We start from the raw sequence: 22,208 nt of genomic DNA, 5'->3' as shown, positions 1-22,208 counted from the left end.
ATCACTATTAAAGTGACAGGGATTTTTGAAGCCGGCCTCTGTGGGGGCTGTCGAGATCAGCGAAGCTGGCTCATGCGGAAATCCAGGCGCCGGTTGGGGTTGGCGGGATTGATCTTTTCTGGGGCCCTGGCCGCCAACTCACCTTTGCGCAGAGTTCCTCTGCTCACTGCCAGGATGTGATTCTCGTACTGGGGCATATAGGCCATCCAGGCACCGTCGAGTCGCTCGCGCATAGCTTTGTCGCGCCAGGCGCTGTTTTGTAGCTCGGGCCTATCCCCGAAGTTGCTGACCAGCACGCCATCCTTATGAAGCAGGCGCATCAGGCTGGAGCACCAGGACTTATCGGCGGGTACCGCTCGCTGCGCTACGCCGTCGCAGTGCCCAAATAAGTCGTCGATTACCAGGTCGAAAGTGCTGTGAGAGGGTCGCTTTAAGTGGTCGCGTACAAAGTCACAGGCATCCGCACACACCAGTTCAACATCGCGCACGCCAAAGAAGCGACGGGCAATATCCAGGTGCACCGGGTCCAAATCTACGCCGACAATACGCTTAGCGGAGGTGAACGCCTGCAAAAGGCGAATCAGTGCACCACCACCGACGCCGAGTACCAACACCGAATTCAAGCGCTCTTCAGGGAGGAAAAATGCCGGTAGCAGCAATAACTCCCAAAGGGAGCCTTTGAGCGGATCGCGGGAATTCCACTGAGAGTGGAAAACCCCGTTGCTGTAGAGGCGCACACTGGCGCCATGGTTGCGCACCTGGTAACAAGTGTCGTCAACCTGCTTTTGCCAAAGCAGCGCCATCAGCTCGCCGGGAGGTCTGAGGACTTGAGCAATACCCGGGCAAATTCCTGTAGGCCCGCCAGGTCTTCCTCGCTAAAGCGCGCCACACTGGGGCTATCGATATCCAGCACTCCCAGGCAACGACCCGCGTCATCATACAGTGGCACCACCACCTCTGAGGCCGACACGGCATCGCAGGCGATATGGCCGGGGAACTGATGCACATCCTCTACCAATTGGGATTCACCGGTCGAAACAGCAGTACCGCAAACACCGGCGCCCACTGGAATCCGGGTACAGGCAGGCTTGCCCTGGAAGGGCCCCAAACGCAATTCATCACCGTAGAGGAAATAGAAACCGGCCCAGTTGATATCTTCCAACTCCATAAACAACAGCGCACTGGCATTGGCGGTGTTGGCCAGCCAGTCTCGCTCTCCAGAAAGCAATCCTTCCAGCTGCCCATTTAAGGTGGTGTAAAACTTGTTCAGCGACATACCTAGCGCCCCTTGCCCACTTATAATTTCAAATCGTGTCAGCTAAAACTGGCAAACCCGCAAAACAGTATCCTGCGGGAGGCAGGTATTTTGCGGGCTTTGGCGAGGGAATCAATATGCAGAGTGCAAAATTACTGGTAGGGATCGACCACTGCGGGTTCTTCACCGGTCTCACCGCGATACTCATCGGCATCTACAGTTGGGCGAGACCACTCGCTTTCATCATTGTTGCTACGAGTGTTCGACTGGATAGCCGGCGGCGCGCTGGTAACGTCTGATTGCATCAGGTTGCGCGACTTTTCGAAGCGGTCTTCCACTTTTGGCTTGGGCGCAACTTGTGCGGAGTTGCCGCTACCTTCGCGGCGAATGCGGTTGGCCATAGCACTGAGATTAGGGCGGCGGCGTTCCGCAAGCTTCACGGTTTCCAACTCACTGTTCAGGCGGTTGATCTCCGCCTGTAAATCACCCATCTGCGCCTGAAGTTCAGTAATCTGGGTCAACACGCCTTTTACTTTACGGCTTTCCTTTTCGTACATCACGGCGGCGCCGCCAAAGGCCAACGCAAAAATGACCAGGATGGAAAACTGACGCATAGCAAACTCCGGAAACTGCACTTGTTATTCTGAGGGGCATTTTTACAGCATATTTTTTCTATCTTCCGAGAAATTGCGCATAAAAAACAAGTTCAAACGCCCGCCGACGCCTTAATAGTCACCATTCCATAAAAACGAACAATTAAAATTTATCGGATAGCGACATATTCATACTAATGTCCCAGCCAGCTCCCCAATCTCAACAGCCTCCTGATCCACATAGCGATTGCTGTCTGAAATTGCTGGCAGCAGAGTGCTATCTGCATATTGGCAACCAATCGCTTGCACCAGCTTTTGCCCCACCTTTTCCGCCTGCTCTGGAGCATGGGCTTTTCCCGTGCGCAGAAAATGCAGTAACAGATCGTAGCCCGGGCGCCAGCACTGCAAGTCGGGAAAGCTCTTTCTCAGCGCTGCGGCAATCCGCAATCCTTCATAGTCCAGATCCCCCCAGAAAAATGTTGGAACCGTTCGGGACTCCCCATCGTGCCACCAGCTAAGGAATTGCTGCCGGATATTTTCACTAACCACATTAATAGTGCTGAAGCGTACCCTCTCCCCATTGCGAATCCGTTCTGCGCCGCCCTGGTAGCCCTCACTATAAACCAGCGCTGCACGACTGGGTTGCAGCTCCGCCAGGCTAATAAAAGTGTCCTGGTTTTCGATAAAAATGACCTGCTCAAATTGCTTGGGCAGGTAGGCGTGGAGTAAAAGCTGGCGCTCCTGGATTTTACGGCTCAGGTCAGGATAGAGATTGCGCACCAGAGATTGACGGCTGGGTAATTCCAGGTATTTGGAATCCCCTTTAAAGCAGCGCGCGGCTAATTGTCGCCAGGAAATTTTATCGGCAAAGATCAGCTCTTTGCCGACAGACACCCAGCAAGCAATAATTTCTTCGACGGAATCAAACCCCGGTTGGAGTTCCAAGCCTTCAAGGGGAAAAGCAGAGGGATTTTCAAAGCGATCGACATAGGGTTCCAGCAGGCTGGTCCAGGCGGATTGGCGAACTGTGGGGGATGGGCGATTGAGCCACAGGCGCAGCTGTTCCTCGCTGGCATCCCGAAAAATCAATTGGGCCCCCTGCCACTCGGCAATACCCGGCCGCCTTTTCGGATTCGGTTTTACCGTAAAACACTGGTATTCCCGCGCAAAATGCTGCAATTCATTCCACAGCTCCTGCTCGTCTTGATCGGGGTCCCTGAGGGGCTCCAACACTTCCAACCAGCGTTTACTGCCAGCGCGCAAATCCAGCCTGAAACTAATGCGGGCTTCCTTGCCGCGTTCCAGCTGGCTGTCCCGCCGATCCAGAATAAAATTCAGGATGCCGATTAACAGCGGGTTTTCCTCTACCCAATAGGGTAATGTCTTTTCCATCGGTTGCCTCCCTGCCAATGGAGGGGTTTCCCCCGAAAATACCTATCCCTCTACTTCTACCAGGTCCATAAAATCCAGCGATGCCTGTTGGCGAATCGTGCGGCGGTGGTTGGCCCAGAGTTCGGCGATACGCTCCTGGTTGCAGACCTTGCGATCGACATACACCCGGGTATTCAGCTGGCCGATAGGCTTGGCACTGGGGCACTTGCTGAATACAAACTGATTCGAGATCAGGTCCATAAAAGGCCCCGATTTACTGCTGGGCATAATGAACAGCAGCTGTAGCCCCAGGGTTTCAGTCAGGTAACGGATCACTTCCTTGGAGCGGGACTCATCCATTTTGGAGAAGGCCTCATCCACCAGCACCATCTGCAAATGGCTGCCACTCTCACCAAAGCGGAAAGCCGAAGTGACCGCTGCAGAGCGGATAATATAAGCCGGCGTTTCCAGCTGGCCGCCGGAACCGGTGCCGTACTGGCTGAGCGCAATCGGCTCCTTGCCCTCCGGTTCCTTATAGATCTCATAGCTGCGGTAGTTGCGATAGTCGCTGATTCGATCCAGCTCGCGCCGCGCTACCTGCTCGTCTTCACTCAGCAGCATACTCAACAAGCGATCCCGCACCTTGCGGTGCTTGGGTGCCAAGTCCGTGTCGAACAGGCTCTGCTCTTCACCCAGATTCGGCAGTTCAATTACCGCCTTAAAGAAGCTCCAGTACTCCTTAAATTCCGCCACCCACTGGTAGTCGAAACGGAAGCGCTCGCGGTCGGCGCCAAAGCGGTGGTGTTCCAGCTCTTTGTTCAGATCATCCAACACGCGCTTACCATCGTTAATGGACTGGTAAATAGCGTGGCACAAGTGGGTTACAAAAGTGGTGTTAAAGGATTTCTTCAATCCCAGCAATTGATCGTGGCGCTCCACCAGCAGGTTGTTCTTCAGGCGGTTGCGCAGGGTCTCTACCTGATCGCCGAGACCGCTGATCAACTTGAACAAACCATCTTTGTGGCCGCCACTCAAGTCGGGCTCAAACACCAGGGTATCGACGCTGGCACAGGTGGCGTTGTACTCCATCACCGCGCGATCGAGCTGGCGGCTGTATTTCTCCAGCTGTCCCTGCCAACTTTCGATATCCGCTGAGAAGTCGAAGCTGTCGGCAGCGCGCTCTACCTGCTCGTCGGCAGTAACCAGCACTTGCTCGGCATCAAAAGTCGGATCGATGGCGGTAATACGCCTTACCATTTCCTCGCTGTCACTGGCGGCATCGTCCAGGGATTCCAGCTCGCCAGACAGCGCGTATAAGAGTTTTTCGTTGCTTCTTAGCTTGGTCTCCAGAGAGCCATGCTTGCGTTGGAGGTCCGACAGCTGCTTTTGCTGATCTTTGAGCTGGGCCTTGAGTTCATCGACCTGCTGCTCGAACTGCTCGAAGTCCTTCAGGTCCAGGTTTTCCAGAGCCCGCTCGGCGCTGCGCCATTCCCGCTGTGCCGCCAGGGCGGAATCCACAATGGACAACAGCTTGATATTCGCCAGTCCGCGCACCGCGTTGGTGACTCGGCGGTAGAGCTGGTGGCGCTCGTTGACGTGGGCGGCCTCTTCCAGCAACTGCTCCATAGCGCGCTGTTGCGCCGCCAGTGCGCGAGCGCGGGCGCCCTGGCCGAACACCAGCTCGGCATCGTCCATATCACAGCGCCACATGCTGTAGTTGCCACTGGCCATACCGTCGGCAGTCAGGCCCCGGCGGGTGCCGCGCAGCTCGTGTTCATCCTCCACCTGAACCACTGCACCGTAAGAGGCGCGCAGATAGTGCTCGGCAGTTTTATGGGTGAACTCCATCAGTTCGATAATAGAGCCCGCCGGCATATCCAGGCGCTCCGCATCGCGGCGGGCTTTATCTCCCTGTATCACGCGGGCGCGGTTGTTGCGCCCGGGCAGGCTGCGCACGATGCGAATCGCGCGGGCCTCGTGTTCCGGCTCCACAATAATCGAGAAGCGCGCGCCGCCCAAATAGCCTTCAATCGCCATCTGCCAGCGCTCATCCAGCACTTCCACATAATCACACAGGACGCGGGGCTCCGCCTCTGGGCACTGCTCGCGAATTGCGGCCAGGGCCACTTCCACCGATTGGGGGTAGCGCACGCGGTTAGCCTGGAGATGCTGAATGCGGCTCTCCTGGGTGCGCAGCTGCTTTTGCAGTTGCTGCACTTTTTGCTCCCAGCGGGAGGCCTGCTGGGCAATCTGCTCTTTGGGGGAAACCTCATCACTGGCGCCAGCTTTACCACTGCTATCTAGCAGGTCGAAGAGGCGGTTCTGTAGGGCCTCACTGCTGGCGGCACGCTCGCGCAGTGGCTCCAGTGCGGCCAGATCGATCCAGTCCTTGCCCAGCAACTTGTGCAAATCCGGCAGGTCTTCCTCGCGGGCTACCTGCTTGATCGCCTGCACCAGTGCCTTATCGGCGAAGGCGGGAATTTCCAGCTCGGCGGAGGTGGAGTTGAGCAGGTTTAATAATTCTTCAGCGGCCTCGCGGTTCTCGCGCCAGCAGGCCTCTTCGGCAGACATGGGGGTGTGCTGCTGGGACAGAAGGCTCAGGGCATTGTTAATGCGCTGTTCCAGTTCGTCCTTATTGCGCAGCGCATCGATACCCAGGCGCTGGGCTTGAAGCTCTACCAGCTGACCATTGAGCTGCTCGACGCGTTCGGAGGCGACGCGCACTTCGCGCTCATTGTTGTCCAGATCGCTGCGCAGTTTTTTCTGATCGTTCTTGCCGCTCAGATAACTCTTTTGTACCCGCTGCTGGCGGTGGCGTGCGCACAAATATTCCTGCACCCGCAACAGCAACCACTGCTCCCGGTAGAGCTCTACCGACTGGGCGATAGCCTCCAGGGAACTTACCCGCTCTACAATCTGACGGGCTTCCTGTTCCATACTGTGAATGGTTTTCATCAGCTCCGAGACGGAGCGGATGGCATCACCCAGATCGCGTTTTTCCAACACTTCCTGGGCGACAAAATCATTGATGCTTTTTACTGGCTTGTAGGCCATAAAATTGGCGAAGGTGCGCGCAGCGTGCATGGCCTCGCGATCGGAGACCGCATCGCGGCGTCCGCGCAGGGCACCGTAAAGGCGGCGCAGGTAGGCCTTTTTCTTGTCGTACTGCTCTACTTTTTCGAACTGCTTGCTTAGGACCTGGTTGAACTTATCCAGCGGCAGCAGGTGTTTGCCATCGGTGTAATCCCGGACAAAATCCCCCATCACCAACTGTTCGCCGGGGAATACGAAAAAGCGCAAATCACTTTGGCGAGCCTGGGCAGGTTTGCTGCTGTTATCCAGGTGCGCGCGAATCCCCATCACTGCGGTAAAAGGCTCAGCATCGTCTTCACCACTGGTGGGATGAAAAATACCGGCGATGTAACAGTCGGTGGGCTCTACACGAGCGTAACTGCCGTCGTCACAACCCAGTACATAGGAAGCTAGCGTCCGCACCTGTTTACCGCCGCGCCCGCGCTGGGTAGTTTCATCCTGCCCGGGGTTAAAGGTAAACAGGGTATCGTGGGCGGCAGTCATCAATGTTTGGATAGCATCGGCCGCCGTAGTTTTACCGGAACCGTTGCCACCGGAAAACAGGTTGATCGGGCCGAAATCATATTCCAACTGCGGGATATTGCCCCAGTTAATCAGGATCAGTTTTTTTAGGAACATAGTCTTTTCAAAAAAACGGTCTTTTCAAAAGCAGGGACTTTTTGCAGGCGGGAAGCCGACACCCCTCTCCGAGGCTCCCGGGCGTGATTTACGCAAGCCCGGGCGGTCGAATGTTTTGATTTTTTATAGCCGCTACTGCGGCCTCTATTTTCAACTAGGAAGCGGCTTCACTCTCAAACAGGCTGTTATCTTCGACTTCTGGAGTGATGCGTTCGAGCGCTTGCTCTTGTTCCGCTTCTTCAGCCTCATCAATTTCATCAGCTTGAGTGGCCCCGCTCTCCACTGCGGGCGGAACTTCGCTGTCGACCAGCTGGTGCAATACCGACTCGCTGACAAAGTGGGCGATGGTCGGGCGCACGCGTAACCAGACTTCCGCACTGGTCTCCACTTCTTCGCTGCTGAACTGCACCAGGCGCAACTGGCGCAATTTCTTCAACAGATTTTTACGCTCGGCGTGCTTATCCGGCAGGGACATTTTCAGCAGGTTGCGCATGCCCAGTTCCAGGGCTTCCATCGATAGCGCGGCGCAACCACTCTCATCCACCTGCCCTTCCCGCAGCGCTTTATCGTATTCCACGCGCAGGGCGAGAATCGCGGCCACTTCCTGTTGGCTGAGACGGGCGCGGAAGCCGCCGTGGTGCGGCTCTTCCTGATCCGGCAGACCCGGCACTTCGGCGCCGGGCGGATACACGCGGATAAACTGGAAACGGCTGTCGTGCTGCAAACGCAATCCCAGCGGGGCCAACCACTCGCGCACCAGCTGCTCGCAGCGCTGGAAGCGATCGTAAAGGGTGGTTTCGATAACGCTTTCATCCCGGCAGATAACGCCGTAATCCAACAGGCGCACCAACAGCTCGGAAAATTCGCTGCGGTTCAGGCGACACTGCGCCAGGGCCTCTTCCAAAGCCTGTTCAATCACTGTTTTTCAACTCCAGGATATATTCGTCAAATTCGGTGAAATAGTCATTGCTGGCGATTTCACCGGTAAATTTCACCTGCAAGTCGGCGGCGCCGCTCTGGTTCACCGCCGCCGCTTCGATCACATGGCTCATAGCGAGCAGATCACGCGCATCGCGCAATGGCAGGTTGCGGCTGTTGATCTGGCGGCCGGTGCCAAGGGCATCACTCAGATAATCGCGCAGGTTACTGTTGTTGAAATTAAACGCCTGGTCGAGCAATTGTTGCAGCTCGATCTCGCGGCGGTTTTCTTCACCGATGGGGGTTTCATCTTCGACCCGGGTATTCACCGGCTGGCGGCGGTTGCGCTGCCACAGCTGGGTTTGCTTGGGGTCAAACAGGCGCAGCTGGAAACCGCCCAGCTGTTCGCCCAGCTGTTCGAGAATTTGTGTTTTTTGCTGGCTCTCGCCGAGGCGCTGGCACAGGTCGGCAAACTCGCCCTCGGCCTGGCTGTGCAGGTAACTGAGCTGGCGAATAATAATATCCGCGCGCTTGGTAAAACCCTGTAGCGCGCGGCGCAAGGCGGGCAGTTTTACCTCGCAGGCGCGGCGCATACGGTCCTCGATGGTATCGAGCATCAGCCACAACAGGGAGTGGCCCGGCTGCATCAATTCCGGCAGCAGCTGGCGCAGGCGCTTCTCCCACTCCGCTTTCTGCATATCCTCCTTGCGGCGAATGCAGTCAATTACCCGGTTGATGGAATCGCGGTGTTTTTCCACGCTGTCCGCAGACAGTCGGATAGCCAGGTCCGGCTGGAAGCGGCTCTCCATAAAGGAGAAAAACTCATCGGTGGCCTGCTGCACCAGCAATTGGGCCTCTACTTCCCGCACCATTTCCCGCTTGCGCTCTTCCAGCTCGGCGATCATATCGGTGAAATCCGCCACGATACGCTCGCAGTATTCCCAGGCATCGATCAAGTCGTGGATTTCACCTCGGCTGGCAAAGGCTTCCAGGGCATTTAAGGTGTTGCGGGTATTGCGGTGGCGGGTGCGCACACGGGTGCCGTTCACTTCAACCAGCGGCTGAGTAAAAAGGCGGCCCCGGCGGCTAAACGGATAGGTGGCGGTGAGCGTGGCGCTGTCCACCTGCTTCTCCAGCCAACCGAACTCCACCAGGCTGTTCAGTACCCAGACGGCCTGATCGCGCAGGTTGCGGAAGCGGCCCTCAGGGTCCTGCACGCCGTCCTCGCTGTCGAGTTGGGGCGCGCGGGTCAGGGCCTCGGCAAAAATTTCCAGAATCTGTTCGCGCAGCAGAGACTCACCGTAGTCAGCCTTGGCGGTGTACAGACGCTCATACAAAAGACGCAAGCACTCAACCACCTGCTCGCGGTATTTACCGGTCAGCGGGCGGAAGAAGTGCTGGTAGGAATCGACGAAGAACAACGACTATAGGCCCGCTTATTCCTCTTCCGGCTTTTGATTGAAGACACAATATTTTGTGTAGTCGCGGGTATCGTCAAAAGTCCACTGCCCTTTGGGAATGCCATCCATTTTCTCGCACCAGGCATCGGAACCCCGTTTGGGCTCACAGCCGGTCAGTGCGATAAGGGCGATAACAGCGCTGGTCAGGACAAATACTTTTTTCATGGTTCGCTTCTACAAATGAAATTCGAATTTCACTTCCCTGGCGACCGCAATATGCCAAACCGGGGAAAATCTATCGGTGTCTCAAGTCTATCCGTGTCTCGGGGAGGGACCGCGCTATTCGCGGCGCCACTTGGTCCCTTCGCGGCTATCCTCAAGCACCACACCTTTGGATTTTAACTCTTCGCGAATCTCATCGGCGCGGGCAAAGTCACGGTTCTTCTTACTCTGTGCGCGCTCTTCGATCAGTGCTTCAACTTCTTCGGCAGAAATACCCTCATCGCCACCACGGGCCTGTTTGAACCAGGCTTCCGGGTCTTGCTGGAGAATGCCCAGCATATCTGCAGCGGCCAGCAGCAAACCTTTCAGGCGTGCTTTATCGGCCTCATCGGCTTTGTTCAGGTCGCGGGCAATCTGGTGCAACTCGCTGATGGCGATCGGCGTATTCAGATCGTCTTCCAACGCCTTGATAAAGGCGGTGTCGTTAAGATCTGCCGCTTCAGCCTCAACCGCTTCCGTTTCACGCAGTGCGCCATAGAGAGTATCCAGGGTGCGCCATGCCTGATCCAGCAAATCAGCACTGAAATTCAGCTCTGAGCGGTAGTGGGCAGACAGCAGTGCAAAACGCAGCACTTCACCGGGGTATTGGCTGAGCAGGTCTTTGACCATGCGGAAGTTGCCCAGGGATTTGGACATCTTTTCGCCATTGATATTCACGTAGCCGTTGTGCATCCAGTAGCGCACAAAGTCCACACCGTTGGCGCAGCAGCTCTGGGCGCGCTCGTTCTCATGGTGGGGGAAGGTCAGGTCGCGACCGCCGCCGTGAATATCGATAGTGTCACCCAGGTGCTTCTTGATCATGGCCGAGCACTCCAAGTGCCAACCCGGGCGCCCACGGCCCCAGGGGCTGTCCCAGCCGGGCTCGTCATCGGTGGACGGCTTCCACAATACGAAGTCGCCGGCGTACTTTTTGTAAGGCGCTACTTCCACCCGCGCACCGGCGAGCATATCGTCGAGGGAGCGCTTGGACAGCTGACCGTACTCCTGCATGGATTCCACGGCGAACAGCACATGGCCTTCGGCGGCGTAGGCGTGACCTTTCTCCAGCAGGCTTTCGATCATCGCGATCATTTCCGGCAAGTGCTGGGTGGCGTAGGGGACAATATCCGGCTCCAAGTTATTGAGCGCGGCCATATCCTCGTAGTAAGCCTGGGCATAGCGCGCTGACAGCACGCCGATTTCCTCGCCGTTATCCCGCGCGGTCTTCATGATTTTGTCTTCAATATCGGTGATATTGCGCGCGTAAATCACATCGCTGAAATTTCTTTTCAGTATCCGGTACAGGGTGTCGAACACCACCACAGGGCGGGCATTGCCAATATGCACGCGGTTGTACACGGTGGGGCCACACACATACATGCGCACCTGATCTTCCACCAATGGTACGAAGGGTTCTTTCTTCCCGGAAAACGTGTTGTAGACTTGTAGAGACATCTTTTCTCTCGAATTCTTTTTGCTGTGTGGCTGGGCCAGTCATTGACCCAGCCGCGAAAACTGCCGCTCGGGCAGCTCTCCGCTTTGCTATTTGTTTTGCTCTTTGGCCCAGCTGTCGCGCAGGCCAATGGTGCGGTTAAACACCGGCGCTTCTGCGCTGCCGTACTTGCTGTCGCGACAGAAGTAGCCGTTGCGCTCGAACTGGTAGCCCTGCTCCGGCTCCGCTTTGGCCAGGCCGATTTCCGCCTTACAGCCTTTTAGGATTTGCAGGTTGTCCGGGTTTACGCAGTCGAGGAAGTTCTTACCGCCGGCATCCGGCGCCGCATCGTTAAACAGGCGATCGTAGAGGCGCACTTCGCAATCGACATTGTTGTCCGCAGATACCCAGTGAATAACGCCCTTTGGCTTAACGCCATCGGCCGGGTCTTTGCCCAGGGTGTCCAGATCAACCGAGCAGATCACCTCAACAATTTCACCGGCATCGTTCTTCACGACTTCTTCAGCAAAGATCACATAGGCGTTGCGCAGGCGAACTTTTTTGCCCAGTACCAGACGCTTGTACTTCTTGTTGGCCTCTTCGCGGAAATCCTCTTTCTCAATATAGAGAGTGCGGCCAAAAGGAAGTTCACGGGTCGGCAGATCATCGCGCACCGGGTGGCCAGGTGCTGACAGCATCTCTTCCTGGCCTTCCGGGTAATTTTTCAGGGTAACCTTCAAAGGCTCCATCACGCACATGGCGCGCGGTGCATTTTTATCCAGATCGTCGCGAATGCTGTATTCCAGCATACCCACATCGACAACGGAATCGGAGCGGGTTACACCGATCATCTCGCAGAAGTTGCGAATGGAAGCCGGGGTAAAGCCGCGACGGCGCATACCGGACAGGGTCGGCATGCGGGGATCATCCCAGCCGTCTACATGGCCTTCGTCTACCAGTTGCTTGAGCTTGCGCTTGGACACCACGGTGTAGTTGAGGTGCAGGCGTGCAAATTCGTACTGACGCGGGCGCGAAGGCACCGGCAGGTTCTCGATCAGCCAGTCGTACAGCGGCTTGTGATCCTCAAACTCCAGGGTACAGATGGAGTGGCTGATACCCTCAATCGCATCACACTGTCCGTGAGCGAAATCGTAGCTGGGGTAAATGCACCACTTATCACCGGTCTGGTGGTGGGCCATCTTTTTGATGCGGTAGATGATCGGGTCGCGCAGGTTGATATTCGGTGCGGCCATATCGATCTTGGCGCGCAAGCTGCACTGGCCCTCTTCCATTTCACCGTTGCGCATCTTTTCAAACAGCGCCAGGTTTTCCTCGACAGAGCGATCGCGGAAGGGGCTGTTTTTACCCGGCTCTTTCAGCGTGCCACGATAGTGACGAGCTTCTTCTGCGGACAGGTCGCAAACGTAGGCCTTGCCATCTTTAATCAGGTGCAGCGCCCACTCGTACAATTGATCAAAATTATCCGAGGAGTACTTCGCCTCGCCATTCCACTCAAAACCGAGCCAGGAGACATCGCGCTTAATCGCATCGACAAACTCTTCCTCTTCCTTGGCCGGGTTGGTGTCGTCAAAGCGTAAATTACAGGTGCCACCGAATTCCTGCGCCAGACCAAAATTCAGACAGATGGACTTGGCGTGGCCAATATGCAGGTAGCCGTTGGGCTCCGGCGGGAAGCGGGTCGCGATCTGCGTAACCCGGCCCTCAGTCAGATCTTCACGGATAAGGTTCTGTAAAAAGTGAGCTGGCTTGCTCTCGGATGTCATAGGATTCTCTTAATTTACAGCTGTGCGAACGTAAACGGCGAATTATAACCTAGTTGAGAGACAGAATATCGAATTTGAAGGAACGCTTTTCATAGAAATTCACTGCAAGCGTTTGATTTTTGTGCAATTGACACAGATATTCCGACACAGCATTTTACAGCTACAGACTACAAGGTATCATGCCGCCCCAAATCAACCCTCATAGGACATTTTATGATCACCCTTCACACAACCCATGGAGATATAGCCATCGAATTGGATTTCGAAAAGGCACCCAAGACTGCTGCCAACTTCTTGCAGTACTGCCGTGACGATTTCTATACCGGCACTGTCTTCCACCGGGTGATCAACAACTTTATGATCCAAGGTGGCGGCATGACTCCGGACATGCAGCAGAAGGAAACCCGCGATTCCATCGAAAACGAAGCCAACAATGGCTTGAAGAACGACACTGGCACCCTGGCCATGGCCCGCACCATGGATCCGCATTCCGCCAGCTCCCAGTTCTTTATCAATGTTAAGGACAACGATTTCCTGAACTTCCGCAGCGAAGACTCTCAGGGGTGGGGTTACTGCGTATTTGGTAAGGTTGTCGACGGCATGGACGTGGTCAACAAAATCAAAGACGTTAAAACCGGCAGCAAAGGCTTCCACCAGGACGTACCCCTGGAGACTATCGAAATCACCGGTATCAGCATCTCTGACGCCTACGCCGATAAGTAATTCCACGGGTCAGTACCGACTCTAAGGCGGGGACATTGTCTACTTATTTTATTTCTGACTTGCACCTCGACGAAAAACGCCCGGATATTACCCGGGCGTTTTTTGATTTCCTGCACGGGCGAGCTGCCGGTGCTGAGGCGCTATATATTCTCGGCGACTTTTTTGAGGCGTGGGTTGGCGACGACGACGATGCCCCGCTGGCCCGCGAAGTGATTGGCGAGCTAAGTCGCTATAGTGGTACCGGCGTAGAGTTGTACCTGATGCACGGCAATCGGGATTTCCTGCTGGGTAGCGACTTCGCCCAGCGCGCGGGAGCCACTTTACTTCAGGACCCGACTGCGTTGTCCCTCGGTAATGAGCGCGTGCTGCTTATGCACGGCGACAGCCTTTGCACCCTCGACAAAGAGTATATGGCGTTCCGCCGCCAGGCCCGGGACCCCAAGTGGCAACAAGAGCTACTGGCCAAGTCCCTACAGGAACGCCGCGCTATTGCCGCGCAGATTCGTATGGCATCCAAGAGTATGAACAGCCGCAAGGCCGAAGACATCATGGATGTAACCCAGGAAGAAGTGGAACGGGTGATGCTCGAGCACAATGTGCTTCGACTGATCCACGGCCACACCCACCGGCCCGCCCGCCACGGGTTGACAATCAACGGTGAACAGGCGGAGCGTATTGTGCTGGGAGACTGGGATAAGAATGCCTGGTGCCTGAAAGCGGACAACGACTCACTGGAGTTGATTCACTGGCCGATCGGCTAGGAGCCGGCGTTTTGGTAGAGGCTCTGCTGTTGCTGCACAGCCTCTACCAATTCCTCAAGCGTCTCCCGCAAACACTGCACACCCCCAAATCGAAAACCTATTCCCTGTAAATAAGCGCAATCCATCACTGCTGGCGGTTTCATTTGTGGCTGGGGAGGTAGCGGTCCCTGCTGTCCGGATATCGATCTTAGAATCTTCACCAACTCGCGACTGCTAACCAGGCAATCACTACAGTTTACTGCCCGCCCCCGAGCATCTTTGTGCTCCAGTAAAAGCTCTACCGCCCGCGCCACATCTTCTCCGTGCACTTCCGTTGAAAGCCGGGAATTTAAATAGGCTTCCCCAGATATCACTGCTCGAGCGATGTCATACCACTTGCTGCGACTTAGCGGACTCACCAGCCCATAAACTCCAGTTAAGCGCAATGAAACTGTATGCCAGCCACGCTGATACGCCCAAGCAGACAGCATGGCTTCCACAGCCGCTTTATAGCCGCCGTAGAAAGTATCCGGCTGAACAACCTGCTCCTCACTTAAAGAACCGCTCAACTTTCCAGTGGCATAAACGGCACGACTGGAAATAAATACAAATTTTTTTACCTTCGCTGCATAGGCGAATTGGATTAATGCCAGGGTTCGATTGAGATTTACATGTAAAAAACCCTCAAGATCACCCCCTTCTCCATTTCGATAGCGACCGGGAAGATGCTCGAAAGCTGCATGCACCACCACATCCAGATTGCTGGCGAATGTCTGTAGTGTTGTATCAGAAGTAATATCCCCGACGCTCCACGCTAATCTGGGTGAAGCAATACTGCGAAAAAGATCTGCACTTTCCTCCCTGCGCAGTAATGCTCGCACTTCATAGCCCTGCCGCAAAAAATGCCTGACCAGAAATTGCCCCACATAGCCACTCGCACCAGTTATCCCTATTCTCACAATTCCCTCTCTCGATTTTATTTTCTAAGCACGGGCTAACTCACCCAGATCAACGGCGATATCTCGCCCTTCGTAAACCGCCCACCATAAGTCGATCAGGGGCTTGAGCTTTTCAACTTTTGAGTGCTGTTTTTGCCAGGGTTTTTCATATTGGTAGTGAATGACATGAATACTGTCCCACTGCCACAGCTGCGGTAAATTCAGGTAGAGGTATTGCAAGGCGTTATAGATATAAGGCAAGCCGTGCCAACGAGGAAAAAAGGACTGCAAAAATGTCTGGTCTGTGCGCCGCCAGAAAACCCCTGGTCGATCCAGTTGCTCAAGCATTTTTTGGTAAGTCGCTTCACTCGGTACCGCAGTAAACAATCCCGAATTCATACGATGAAATCCATCCAAGTCTTCGTAAAGATTGGGCGCTGCGCAAAATTCCGGATAATTCATCAAGTGGTCAATATTGCGCAATACCAGGGTGTCCGCATCCAGGAAAACAAGCTTATCGAATTGGATCAATTGCCACAGTGCCAATTTGCAAAAGTTATTCAATGGGTCATGGAAAGCGGGCTTACTACCCTTGTCAAAGGGCGCGCGCCGGTGCAAAGAATCGCGTTTATGGCGAAGGATAAACTCATCGGAAAAACGAGGCGTATGAACCTCTTTTATCTTACAGCCCGCCGCTTCCAATGGCGCCGGATCACAACTGTTCGGTGGCACCATACAAATTAACGGATAGGCACTGGCCGTACGATCCAATGAGTGTTTCAGTGCCTGCGCACCTATCACATAATCCGGACTATTAACCAGGGTCACAAAGGCACATCTTGACATAACAATTGGCTCTACAGTCCCTATACAGCGTTATTTACAGCGGCGGTAGAATATCTTGAGGTCCGCACAATAATCTGTCACACCAGCGACTTACCATTGCTTCTACTTGTTTTTGTTCAAAGCAATTTTCATTGTAGATAAAGCTCGAGCGCAACTGCTTCCCAAAGACGGTAATAGATAGATAGATGCCATATGGCGTTAAGCGCGTCGCCAGGGGGACAATGCGAATCTTCAAGTGGTCACTCAATTTGACCCAGTCAGAAGTTTCGCCGGTATAGACCGCAAAAAAACCTTCCCGATGTTCTTCTGTTTGCAAGAAAGTCACCAAGTAGCAATGGGATGCATCGAGGTGATGGCCAATCAGGCCGTGAGGCCCAATTGCATCAGCAGCATAAACCGTGCGCATAGCATACTTTATCTCCGCAGACAGGCGCGTGAGCTTCTCCTGCCAGGATTCATCCCTACAAACCATCAGGTTGACATACCGGCACATGGGGCCAAACACTTCCCGATACTCCCTCTTAAGCCGAAGGGATAAATTGCCATTCATCCAAAAAGAGTGAGGTATGAATTCACATAAAACTTGCTGAAATGCGGCCGCTAGATAGGCGAAGAGACTCACATTCTCCGAGCTGGCCAATGCCTTTATCTGCTCCAGCTCAATCTCATCTATGTGCTGGATTACTTCACTACAAATAACCGAGGTCTCTTCCGATTGGGGCAACAGCTCTATCTCATCTTTTTGGGATTGCAACTTTTGCTGCCAAAGATTTCGCGCCTTATCCCCCCTCGGCGATCTCAGATAGGTATTTTCATAATTCACATAATCAGCAAAGTCTGCAGTTTCCACCCTGGGTTGATAATCCTTACCCTTCACACTATCCAAATAGTGAGTCAAGGATTCAGACCAGAGGAGTGACAAGCTAATCCCATCGGCAATGATGTGGTGACACTTGGTCAAGAAAATGTATTCATCTTCTCCACTGCGAAGAACACTGAGTCCCAACAATTGGTCCTGCGTCAAATCCATTGGCGAGCTACCAAATTGACGCAAAAAGCTCTCGAAGTGAGCATCACTTAAGTGGCGGATGTCGATATAGTCCAGTTCAATATCTACAAAGGAGCGAACAGCCGGTTCCCCGCTATAACGACAGCGAAAAATCGGATAGGTGTTTACCACCTCTGAAATAGACTTCTTAAACAGTTCAACATCGAATTCTCCTTTGAAAACCATAGCGCGGGTAATCAGGTCAACCAGATCCTTGCGGTGATGCAAATCATAAATACGCTGCTCAGTGATCGATAGGGGGACCTGAGTCGATAAACTCCAACCGGCCATTCTGGTCTCCAAAAATCATTTGCCCGACACAAGATCACTAATGAGCCTGATAAAACTGCACAAGATCATCGGGAACGTTACTTTTAGAATATACAAAACGGTGAAATGACAACGGCGGTATGCTGAAGGCACAGACAAGATTCTCTTGATTTAAGTCACCGGCACGATGCATGATCTCTACAAACTATAAGGGGCAGGAGTTCCATCCAGGTGATCAATAATCTGAATAAACGCGTATTGATTCTCGGAGGCTACGGCAATTTTGGCGCACGTATTGCACAAATGCTGAGTTCAGAGCCCAATATCCAACTGATTATTGCCGGCCATAACAAATCGTTGGCCGACCGTTGCGCCCAATCACTCGGTGGCCTCGCCGAGGGGTTACGACTGGAGCGGGACTCCATCAACTTGGCTGCGCAACTGAAAGCCTTGCACCTGGATTTATTAATCCACTGCGCTGGCCCCTACCAGAGAGAAACCGATTACCGGGTGGCCAAAGCCTGCATTGAATCCCGCACACCCTACATCGATATTTCAGATGCGCGCCGCTTTGTATGTGATTTTCACCGTCTCTCCCCGGCCGCCGAGGCCGCCGGTATCGCCATGGTATCCGGTGCCAGCAGCTTGCCCGGCCTCAGCTCAGCAGCCATAGCTGAGATTCAGAAAGAACTGCCGGTCATTCGCTCCGTGCAGGCGGCAATTGCTCCGGCACACAAGGTAGAGCGCGGCCTCGCCACCGTGCGCTCTGGCTTTGAAGCGCTGGGGGAGAGCTTCCCCCAATTGCGGGATGGGCGCTGGAGAGAATCATTTGCCGGCAATCATCTGCGCTCGGTAACTCTTGCCCATCCAGTGGGAAAACGCTGGCTGTGTGACTTTGAAGTACCCGACCTGGAGTTGTGCCCAAGATATCTGCCAGATTTAAACACAGCACTATTTTCCACGGGGACAGAGCCCCTGATTCTCCAGGCCGGCCTGTCATTGTGCGCCCAACTCTCGCGCCTAAATTTGCCCGCCACGAGTTCCCGCATCGCACAGATTGCCCATAAATTGAGTGCCCGCTGGCCTGGTGGCAGCTCTCACGGCGGCATGATTGTCCGCGCACTGGGTGAAGATACTGACGGTAGGACAGCTGGTAGGCAGTGGCAAATACTTGGAATGGATGGCGATGGTGTCTGGATTCCTGCAGCACCCGCAGTGGCCTTGGCGAGAAAATTCCTTCGCGGTGAAATTTCAGACAGTGGCGCGCGCGCCTGCTGGCAACTATTAAAGCTGGATGAAATCCTGGATGAACTGAAGGACTACTCCATCGTCACTGCCATCGAGTTTTTACCTGCAGAGCAAAATTCACTGCCTGCGTTGGCGGCGAGCTAGGGGAAAAAGCCCTTTAGTTGACCTTATCAAGGCAGAACCCTTACAAATGATCTAGGTTCAGTATCGGAACTTTATGTAACGATGCTGAACCTGATTTTATGAGTAGCTCCAACCCCTGGTGCGCCTATTCCGGCCGGAATGGTATAAAGCGCGCAATAATCCCCATTACCGCTCTTATCCTGACCCCGTTCTTCTTGGTGCTCACGTTTACAGACAGCGCCTGGTGGCTGGTGGCTCTACTGATTAGCGTTTCACTGGTGCTGCTGGGAATCTACGATATGCTCCAACCCCACTGGAGCATTACGCGGAACTTCCCGGTTGCCGGCCGCATTCGCTGGATATTCCTGAATCTGCGCCCCTATTTCCGCGCCTATATGGTCGAGGGTGATGAGGAGGGGCGCCCTTACAGCATTGAAGCCCGGCGACTGGTTTATGCCCGCTCCGAAGGTTTTTCGGATATGCATCCGTTCGGCACTGAAAAAGATGTGCAGAGTGAGGAATATACCTGGCTCACTCACTCAGTGAAGCCCGAGAAAAATGCAGACACTTCCTGCCGTACTGAAGTGGGCACGGGCCGCTGCAAACAGCCCTACTCCGCCGCCCTGTTAAATATCTCTGCCATGAGCTTTGGCGCTCTGTCCGCTGCCGCAGTAGAAGCCTTGAATAAGGGAGCCTCAATTGGCGGCTTCTATCACGATACCGGTGAGGGAGGTATCAGCCCCTATCACCGCAAGCACGGCGGCGACCTAGTGTGGGAATTGGGTACCGGTTATTTCGGTGCGCGCAACGATGACGGCAGCTTTAACCCGGATCTATTCCGCGAGGCCTGCAACGACCAGGTCAAAATGACGGAAATTAAATTGAGTCAAGGCGCCAAACCTGGGCACGGTGGAGTTTTACCCGGCGCCAAAGTTACCCAGGAGATCGCTTCCACCCGCAAGGTTACACCCGGGCAGAACTGCGTCTCCCCTCGCGCGCACTCCATGTTCTCCACCCCCATTGAAATGCTTGAATTCGCCGAGCAGATGCGCGAACTCTCCGGCGGCAAACCGGTAGGCATAAAACTCTGCGTAGGGCATATCTACGAAGTGATGGCCATTATGAAGGCCATGCACGAGACCGGGAAACTGGTGGACTTTATTGTTGTGGATGGCGCCGAAGGCGGCACCGGCGCGGCGCCGCTGGAGCTGTCCAACCACGTGGGCATGCCGCTGCTGGAGGGGCTGATTATCGTACGAAATGCCCTGGTGGGGGCGGGCCTGAAAGACAAAGTGAAGTTGGCTGCCAGCGGCAAGGTTTATTCCGCGTCCGGCCTGGCACAGTGCCTGGCCATTGGCGCTGACTGGTGCAATGCGGCGCGGGCATTTATGTTTTCCGTGGGCTGCATCCAGTCCCAGCGCTGCCATACGGATACCTGCCCAACTGGTGTTACCACCCAGGATCCTCGGCGCCAGCGCGGGCTGGTGGTGGATGTGCAGAGTAAAAGGGCGGCTGCTTTCCAGGCAAAAACTCTCGAAGCACTGGGGGATATAGTGGCCGGTGCAGGACTTACCGATCCCCGGGACCTGAAACCCTACCACCTGGTTCACCGAATTAATGGCGCTGAATCCAGGCCGATAGACCGTATATGGCATTTTCTCGACACCAACTCCCTAATCGACGCACCGGAAGATACGCCCTACTGGCACTGGTGGCTGGCCGCACAGGCAGACAGTTTTCAGCCTGCGATCAAGCTCGAAGAAGGCAAGTACGCGTCAATCCGCCGCGCTATTAACCGCTAGCCCCACCCAATCTGTGGAGACTGCTATGCAGACCGTTTCAGAAATTATCGTCGATACACTGGTTAAGGCCGGCGCCAAACGGTGTTACGGCATTGTCGGCGATACCATCAACCACTTCACATCAGCGGTGCGCACTTCCGACTTGGAGTGGATACATGTGCGCCATGAGGAAGTCGGCGCTTTCGCCGCTGGGGGTGAGTCTTACCTTACCGGTGAGTTGAGCGTCTGCGCCGGAACTGCCGGGCCCGGCAGCCTGCACTTTATCAACGGCATTTTTGAAAGCCATCGCAATGGCGCCCCGGTGGTACTGATTGCCTCTCGAATCGACCGTGCGGAACAGGGGTTCGGCTATCCACAGGAGGTGGACCAGCAAAAACTCTACGAACAGTGTTCGGTCTTCTGTGAAACTATGACCCACCCGGAACAAGCCCGTCGAATGATTGTGCAGGCTGCACAAACTGCACTTACTCGCGGTGGTGTCGCGGTGGTGCAAATTAGCGGCGACTTGTTCAAGGAGAAGAGCAAAGACAGTCTGCCCTGGTCGGTACATCGCCCTGAATGGCTAGCGCGTCCGTCTGACTCTGAGCTCGACGCCCTAGCAAAGAAAATCAACGCCGCAAAAAATATCACTATTTACGGCGGTATCGGCTGCCGTCACGCTCACGATGAAGTAGTAAAACTGGGACAACACCTGGCCGCTCCTATTGCCCACACCACCAAGTCGAAAGAGTTTCTCGAATACGACAACCCCTGCCATGTGGGCATGACCGGGATTCTCGGCAATCCCGCAGGCTACCGGGCCATGGAGACTTGTGACCTGTTACTGTGCCTGGGTACCGATTTTGCCTACACCCAGTTCTACCCGGAAAAAGCCACCATTATTCAAATTGATGCGGAAGCGCCGCACCTGGGGCGACGCGCTCCTGTGGATATGGGCCTGGTAGGGCATGTGGGTCCCACCATTGAAGCCCTCTTGCCCCGATTAAAGGCCCGCACCGATAGCACCTTCCTCGATGACCTTCTCGAACGATACAAAAAAGATCGGGAAGAGATGAAGAGCCGCGGCAAAGAGAAAGACCCCAGCCTGATCCACCCTCAATTTGTCGCCCAGACACTCAACAAGCTGGCCGATGAGGATGCCGTATTCACCGCCGATGGCGGCGCCTGTATGGTTTGGATGCTCCGCGATCTCACTGCCAACGGCAAACGCTCATTTCTCACCAGCCTTTCCCATGGCACCATGGCCAACGCCTACCCCCAAGCCCTGGGCATGGCCAAAGCCTACCCCGGGCGCCAGGTCATCGCTATGTGCGGCGACGGTGGTATGACCATGTTAATGGGAGACCTGTTGACACTGGTGCAAGAAAAAATCCCATTAAAAGTCCTGGTATTTAACAATAACTCCCTCGGCTTCGTAGAGATGGAACAGCGCATTGAGGGGCTACTCGACAGCTATACCGACTTACATAACCCGGACTTCGGCCGCGTTGCCGAAGCTTGTGGCATCAGCGGTGCCAGTATCGAGAGTGCGGATCAGCTTGAGGACAGCATGAAGCGCTGGCTCGCTACTGACGGGCCGGCACTACTCAGCGTACCGACAAACCGCGTGGAACTGGTGATGCCGCCGGAAGTTACGGCGCAGCAAGTCACCTCCACCGCACTGTTCGGGCTTAAGGCAATACTCAACGGCCGCGCAGATGAGGTGGTAGATCTTTTGCGAGACAATTTTCTGCGCTGAGACTTTT

Annotated in this window: 18 protein-coding genes; 5 read left to right on the top strand and 13 right to left on the bottom strand. The window is 54.8% G+C overall.

Annotation, left to right across the window (positions count from 1 at the left end):
* Positions 1–56: 56 nt before the first annotated feature.
* The 10 genes from ACJJIQ_RS04910 to ACJJIQ_RS04865 all read right to left on the bottom strand — a co-directional run bounded on the left by ACJJIQ_RS04910 (position 57) and on the right by ACJJIQ_RS04865 (position 12,725).
* Positions 57–803 carry a spermidine synthase gene (locus ACJJIQ_RS04910; protein WP_444911084.1) on the bottom strand — a complete coding sequence of 249 codons (747 nt, stop codon included), beginning with the start codon at positions 801–803 and terminating at the stop codon, positions 57–59.
* The gene (gene msrC / locus ACJJIQ_RS04905) at positions 803–1,276 is read right to left on the bottom strand and encodes a free L-methionine (R)-S-oxide reductase MsrC (RefSeq protein WP_445363882.1); all 474 of its coding nucleotides are present in this window, start codon (positions 1,274–1,276) and stop codon (positions 803–805) included. Before msrC ends, ACJJIQ_RS04910 begins: the two co-directional genes overlap by 1 nt.
* 131 nt (positions 1,277–1,407) lie before the next feature.
* On the bottom strand, positions 1,408–1,869 hold the full coding sequence (locus tag ACJJIQ_RS04900) for a 6TM ABC transporter family protein (protein WP_444893400.1): 462 nt from the start codon (positions 1,867–1,869) through the stop codon (positions 1,408–1,410).
* 168 nt (positions 1,870–2,037) lie between these two features.
* Positions 2,038–3,240: a Wadjet anti-phage system protein JetD domain-containing protein gene (locus ACJJIQ_RS04895; protein WP_445363881.1), complete on the bottom strand. Its 1,203-nt coding sequence runs from the start codon at positions 3,238–3,240 to the stop codon at positions 2,038–2,040.
* A gap of 42 nt (positions 3,241–3,282) precedes the next feature.
* Positions 3,283–6,930 carry an ATP-binding protein gene (locus tag ACJJIQ_RS04890; RefSeq protein WP_445363880.1) on the bottom strand — a complete coding sequence of 1,216 codons (3,648 nt, stop codon included), beginning with the start codon at positions 6,928–6,930 and terminating at the stop codon, positions 3,283–3,285.
* A 154-nt stretch (positions 6,931–7,084) separates the two neighbouring features.
* Positions 7,085–7,849 (bottom strand): DUF4194 domain-containing protein, encoded by a 765-nt coding sequence (locus tag ACJJIQ_RS04885; protein WP_445363879.1) that lies wholly within the window; start codon positions 7,847–7,849, stop codon positions 7,085–7,087.
* Positions 7,842–9,269 (bottom strand): Wadjet anti-phage system protein JetA family protein, encoded by a 1,428-nt coding sequence (locus ACJJIQ_RS04880; RefSeq protein WP_445363878.1) that lies wholly within the window; start codon positions 9,267–9,269, stop codon positions 7,842–7,844. Before ACJJIQ_RS04880 ends, ACJJIQ_RS04885 begins: the two co-directional genes overlap by 8 nt.
* Before the next feature lie 15 nt (positions 9,270–9,284).
* Positions 9,285–9,473, bottom strand: coding sequence for a DUF3012 domain-containing protein (locus ACJJIQ_RS04875; RefSeq protein ID WP_108733723.1), 189 nt, complete (start codon positions 9,471–9,473; stop codon positions 9,285–9,287).
* Positions 9,474–9,587: 114 nt separating this feature from the next.
* On the bottom strand, positions 9,588–10,964 hold the full coding sequence (cysS, locus tag ACJJIQ_RS04870; protein WP_445363877.1) for a cysteine--tRNA ligase: 1,377 nt from the start codon (positions 10,962–10,964) through the stop codon (positions 9,588–9,590).
* A gap of 87 nt (positions 10,965–11,051) precedes the next feature.
* On the bottom strand, positions 11,052–12,725 hold the full coding sequence (locus ACJJIQ_RS04865; RefSeq protein ID WP_445363876.1) for a glutamine--tRNA ligase/YqeY domain fusion protein: 1,674 nt from the start codon (positions 12,723–12,725) through the stop codon (positions 11,052–11,054).
* Between the two features lie 213 nt (positions 12,726–12,938).
* On the opposite strand from ACJJIQ_RS04865, the gene ACJJIQ_RS04860 reads away from it, so the two are divergent.
* On the top strand, positions 12,939–13,448 hold the full coding sequence (locus tag ACJJIQ_RS04860; protein WP_108733726.1) for a peptidylprolyl isomerase: 510 nt from the start codon (positions 12,939–12,941) through the stop codon (positions 13,446–13,448).
* Positions 13,449–13,483: 35 nt separating this feature from the next.
* A complete protein-coding gene (locus tag ACJJIQ_RS04855; RefSeq protein ID WP_445363875.1) occupies positions 13,484–14,209 on the top strand; it encodes a UDP-2,3-diacylglucosamine diphosphatase in 726 nt (241 codons plus the stop codon).
* Here ACJJIQ_RS04855 and ACJJIQ_RS04850 read toward each other — a convergent pair.
* The 3 genes from ACJJIQ_RS04850 to ACJJIQ_RS04840 are packed head-to-tail and all read right to left on the bottom strand — an operon-like array spanning position 14,206 to position 17,311.
* On the bottom strand, positions 14,206–15,147 hold the full coding sequence (locus ACJJIQ_RS04850) for an NAD-dependent epimerase/dehydratase family protein (RefSeq protein ID WP_444936194.1): 942 nt from the start codon (positions 15,145–15,147) through the stop codon (positions 14,206–14,208). The genes ACJJIQ_RS04855 and ACJJIQ_RS04850 overlap by 4 nt on opposite strands.
* A 24-nt stretch (positions 15,148–15,171) precedes the next feature.
* Positions 15,172–15,972 (bottom strand): glycosyltransferase, encoded by an 801-nt coding sequence (locus ACJJIQ_RS04845; protein ID WP_445363874.1) that lies wholly within the window; start codon positions 15,970–15,972, stop codon positions 15,172–15,174.
* Positions 15,973–16,006: 34 nt separating this feature from the next.
* Positions 16,007–17,311 carry a condensation domain-containing protein gene (locus tag ACJJIQ_RS04840; RefSeq protein WP_445363873.1) on the bottom strand — a complete coding sequence of 435 codons (1,305 nt, stop codon included), beginning with the start codon at positions 17,309–17,311 and terminating at the stop codon, positions 16,007–16,009.
* Positions 17,312–17,521: 210 nt separating this feature from the next.
* On the opposite strand from ACJJIQ_RS04840, the gene ACJJIQ_RS04835 reads away from it, so the two are divergent.
* The 3 genes from ACJJIQ_RS04835 (at position 17,522) to ACJJIQ_RS04825 (ending at position 22,201) form a co-directional block, all read left to right on the top strand.
* Positions 17,522–18,682, top strand: a complete 1,161-nt coding sequence (locus ACJJIQ_RS04835) for a saccharopine dehydrogenase family protein (RefSeq protein ID WP_445363872.1) — start codon at positions 17,522–17,524, stop codon at positions 18,680–18,682.
* Positions 18,683–18,780: 98 nt separating this feature from the next.
* Entirely contained in the window at positions 18,781–20,463 is a 1,683-nt protein-coding gene (locus ACJJIQ_RS04830; RefSeq protein ID WP_282932184.1) for an FMN-binding glutamate synthase family protein, read from the top strand.
* 25 nt (positions 20,464–20,488) lie between these two features.
* Positions 20,489–22,201: a thiamine pyrophosphate-dependent enzyme gene (locus tag ACJJIQ_RS04825; protein ID WP_444911097.1), complete on the top strand. Its 1,713-nt coding sequence runs from the start codon at positions 20,489–20,491 to the stop codon at positions 22,199–22,201.
* Positions 22,202–22,208 lie beyond the last annotated feature (7 nt).

The sequence above is a fragment of the Microbulbifer maximicatervae (SeqCode) genome, assembly GCF_052468295.1.
Note: the sequence above shows the minus strand (reverse complement) of the source record. Positions and strands in the feature narration are given on the sequence as shown.

Bases quoted from the DNA above. Each gene is read 5' to 3' on its own strand.
- ACJJIQ_RS04910 (WP_444911084.1), bottom strand. From the start codon at position 803: ATGGCGCTGCTTTGGCAAAAGCAGGTTGACGACACTTGTTACCAGGTG.
- msrC (WP_445363882.1), bottom strand. From the start codon at position 1,276: ATGTCGCTGAACAAGTTTTACACCACCTTAAATGGGCAGCTGGAAGGA.
- ACJJIQ_RS04900 (WP_444893400.1), bottom strand. From the start codon at position 1,869: ATGCGTCAGTTTTCCATCCTGGTCATTTTTGCGTTGGCCTTTGGCGGC.
- ACJJIQ_RS04895 (WP_445363881.1), bottom strand. From the start codon at position 3,240: ATGGAAAAGACATTACCCTATTGGGTAGAGGAAAACCCGCTGTTAATC.
- ACJJIQ_RS04890 (WP_445363880.1), bottom strand. From the start codon at position 6,930: ATGTTCCTAAAAAAACTGATCCTGATTAACTGGGGCAATATCCCGCAG.
- ACJJIQ_RS04875 (WP_108733723.1), bottom strand. From the start codon at position 9,473: ATGAAAAAAGTATTTGTCCTGACCAGCGCTGTTATCGCCCTTATCGCA.
- cysS (WP_445363877.1), bottom strand. From the start codon at position 10,964: ATGTCTCTACAAGTCTACAACACGTTTTCCGGGAAGAAAGAACCCTTC.
- ACJJIQ_RS04865 (WP_445363876.1), bottom strand. From the start codon at position 12,725: ATGACATCCGAGAGCAAGCCAGCTCACTTTTTACAGAACCTTATCCGT.
- ACJJIQ_RS04860 (WP_108733726.1), top strand. From the start codon at position 12,939: ATGATCACCCTTCACACAACCCATGGAGATATAGCCATCGAATTGGAT.
- ACJJIQ_RS04845 (WP_445363874.1), bottom strand. From the start codon at position 15,972: ATGTCAAGATGTGCCTTTGTGACCCTGGTTAATAGTCCGGATTATGTG.
- ACJJIQ_RS04840 (WP_445363873.1), bottom strand. From the start codon at position 17,311: ATGGCCGGTTGGAGTTTATCGACTCAGGTCCCCCTATCGATCACTGAG.
- ACJJIQ_RS04830 (WP_282932184.1), top strand. From the start codon at position 18,781: ATGAGTAGCTCCAACCCCTGGTGCGCCTATTCCGGCCGGAATGGTATA.
- ACJJIQ_RS04825 (WP_444911097.1), top strand. From the start codon at position 20,489: ATGCAGACCGTTTCAGAAATTATCGTCGATACACTGGTTAAGGCCGGC.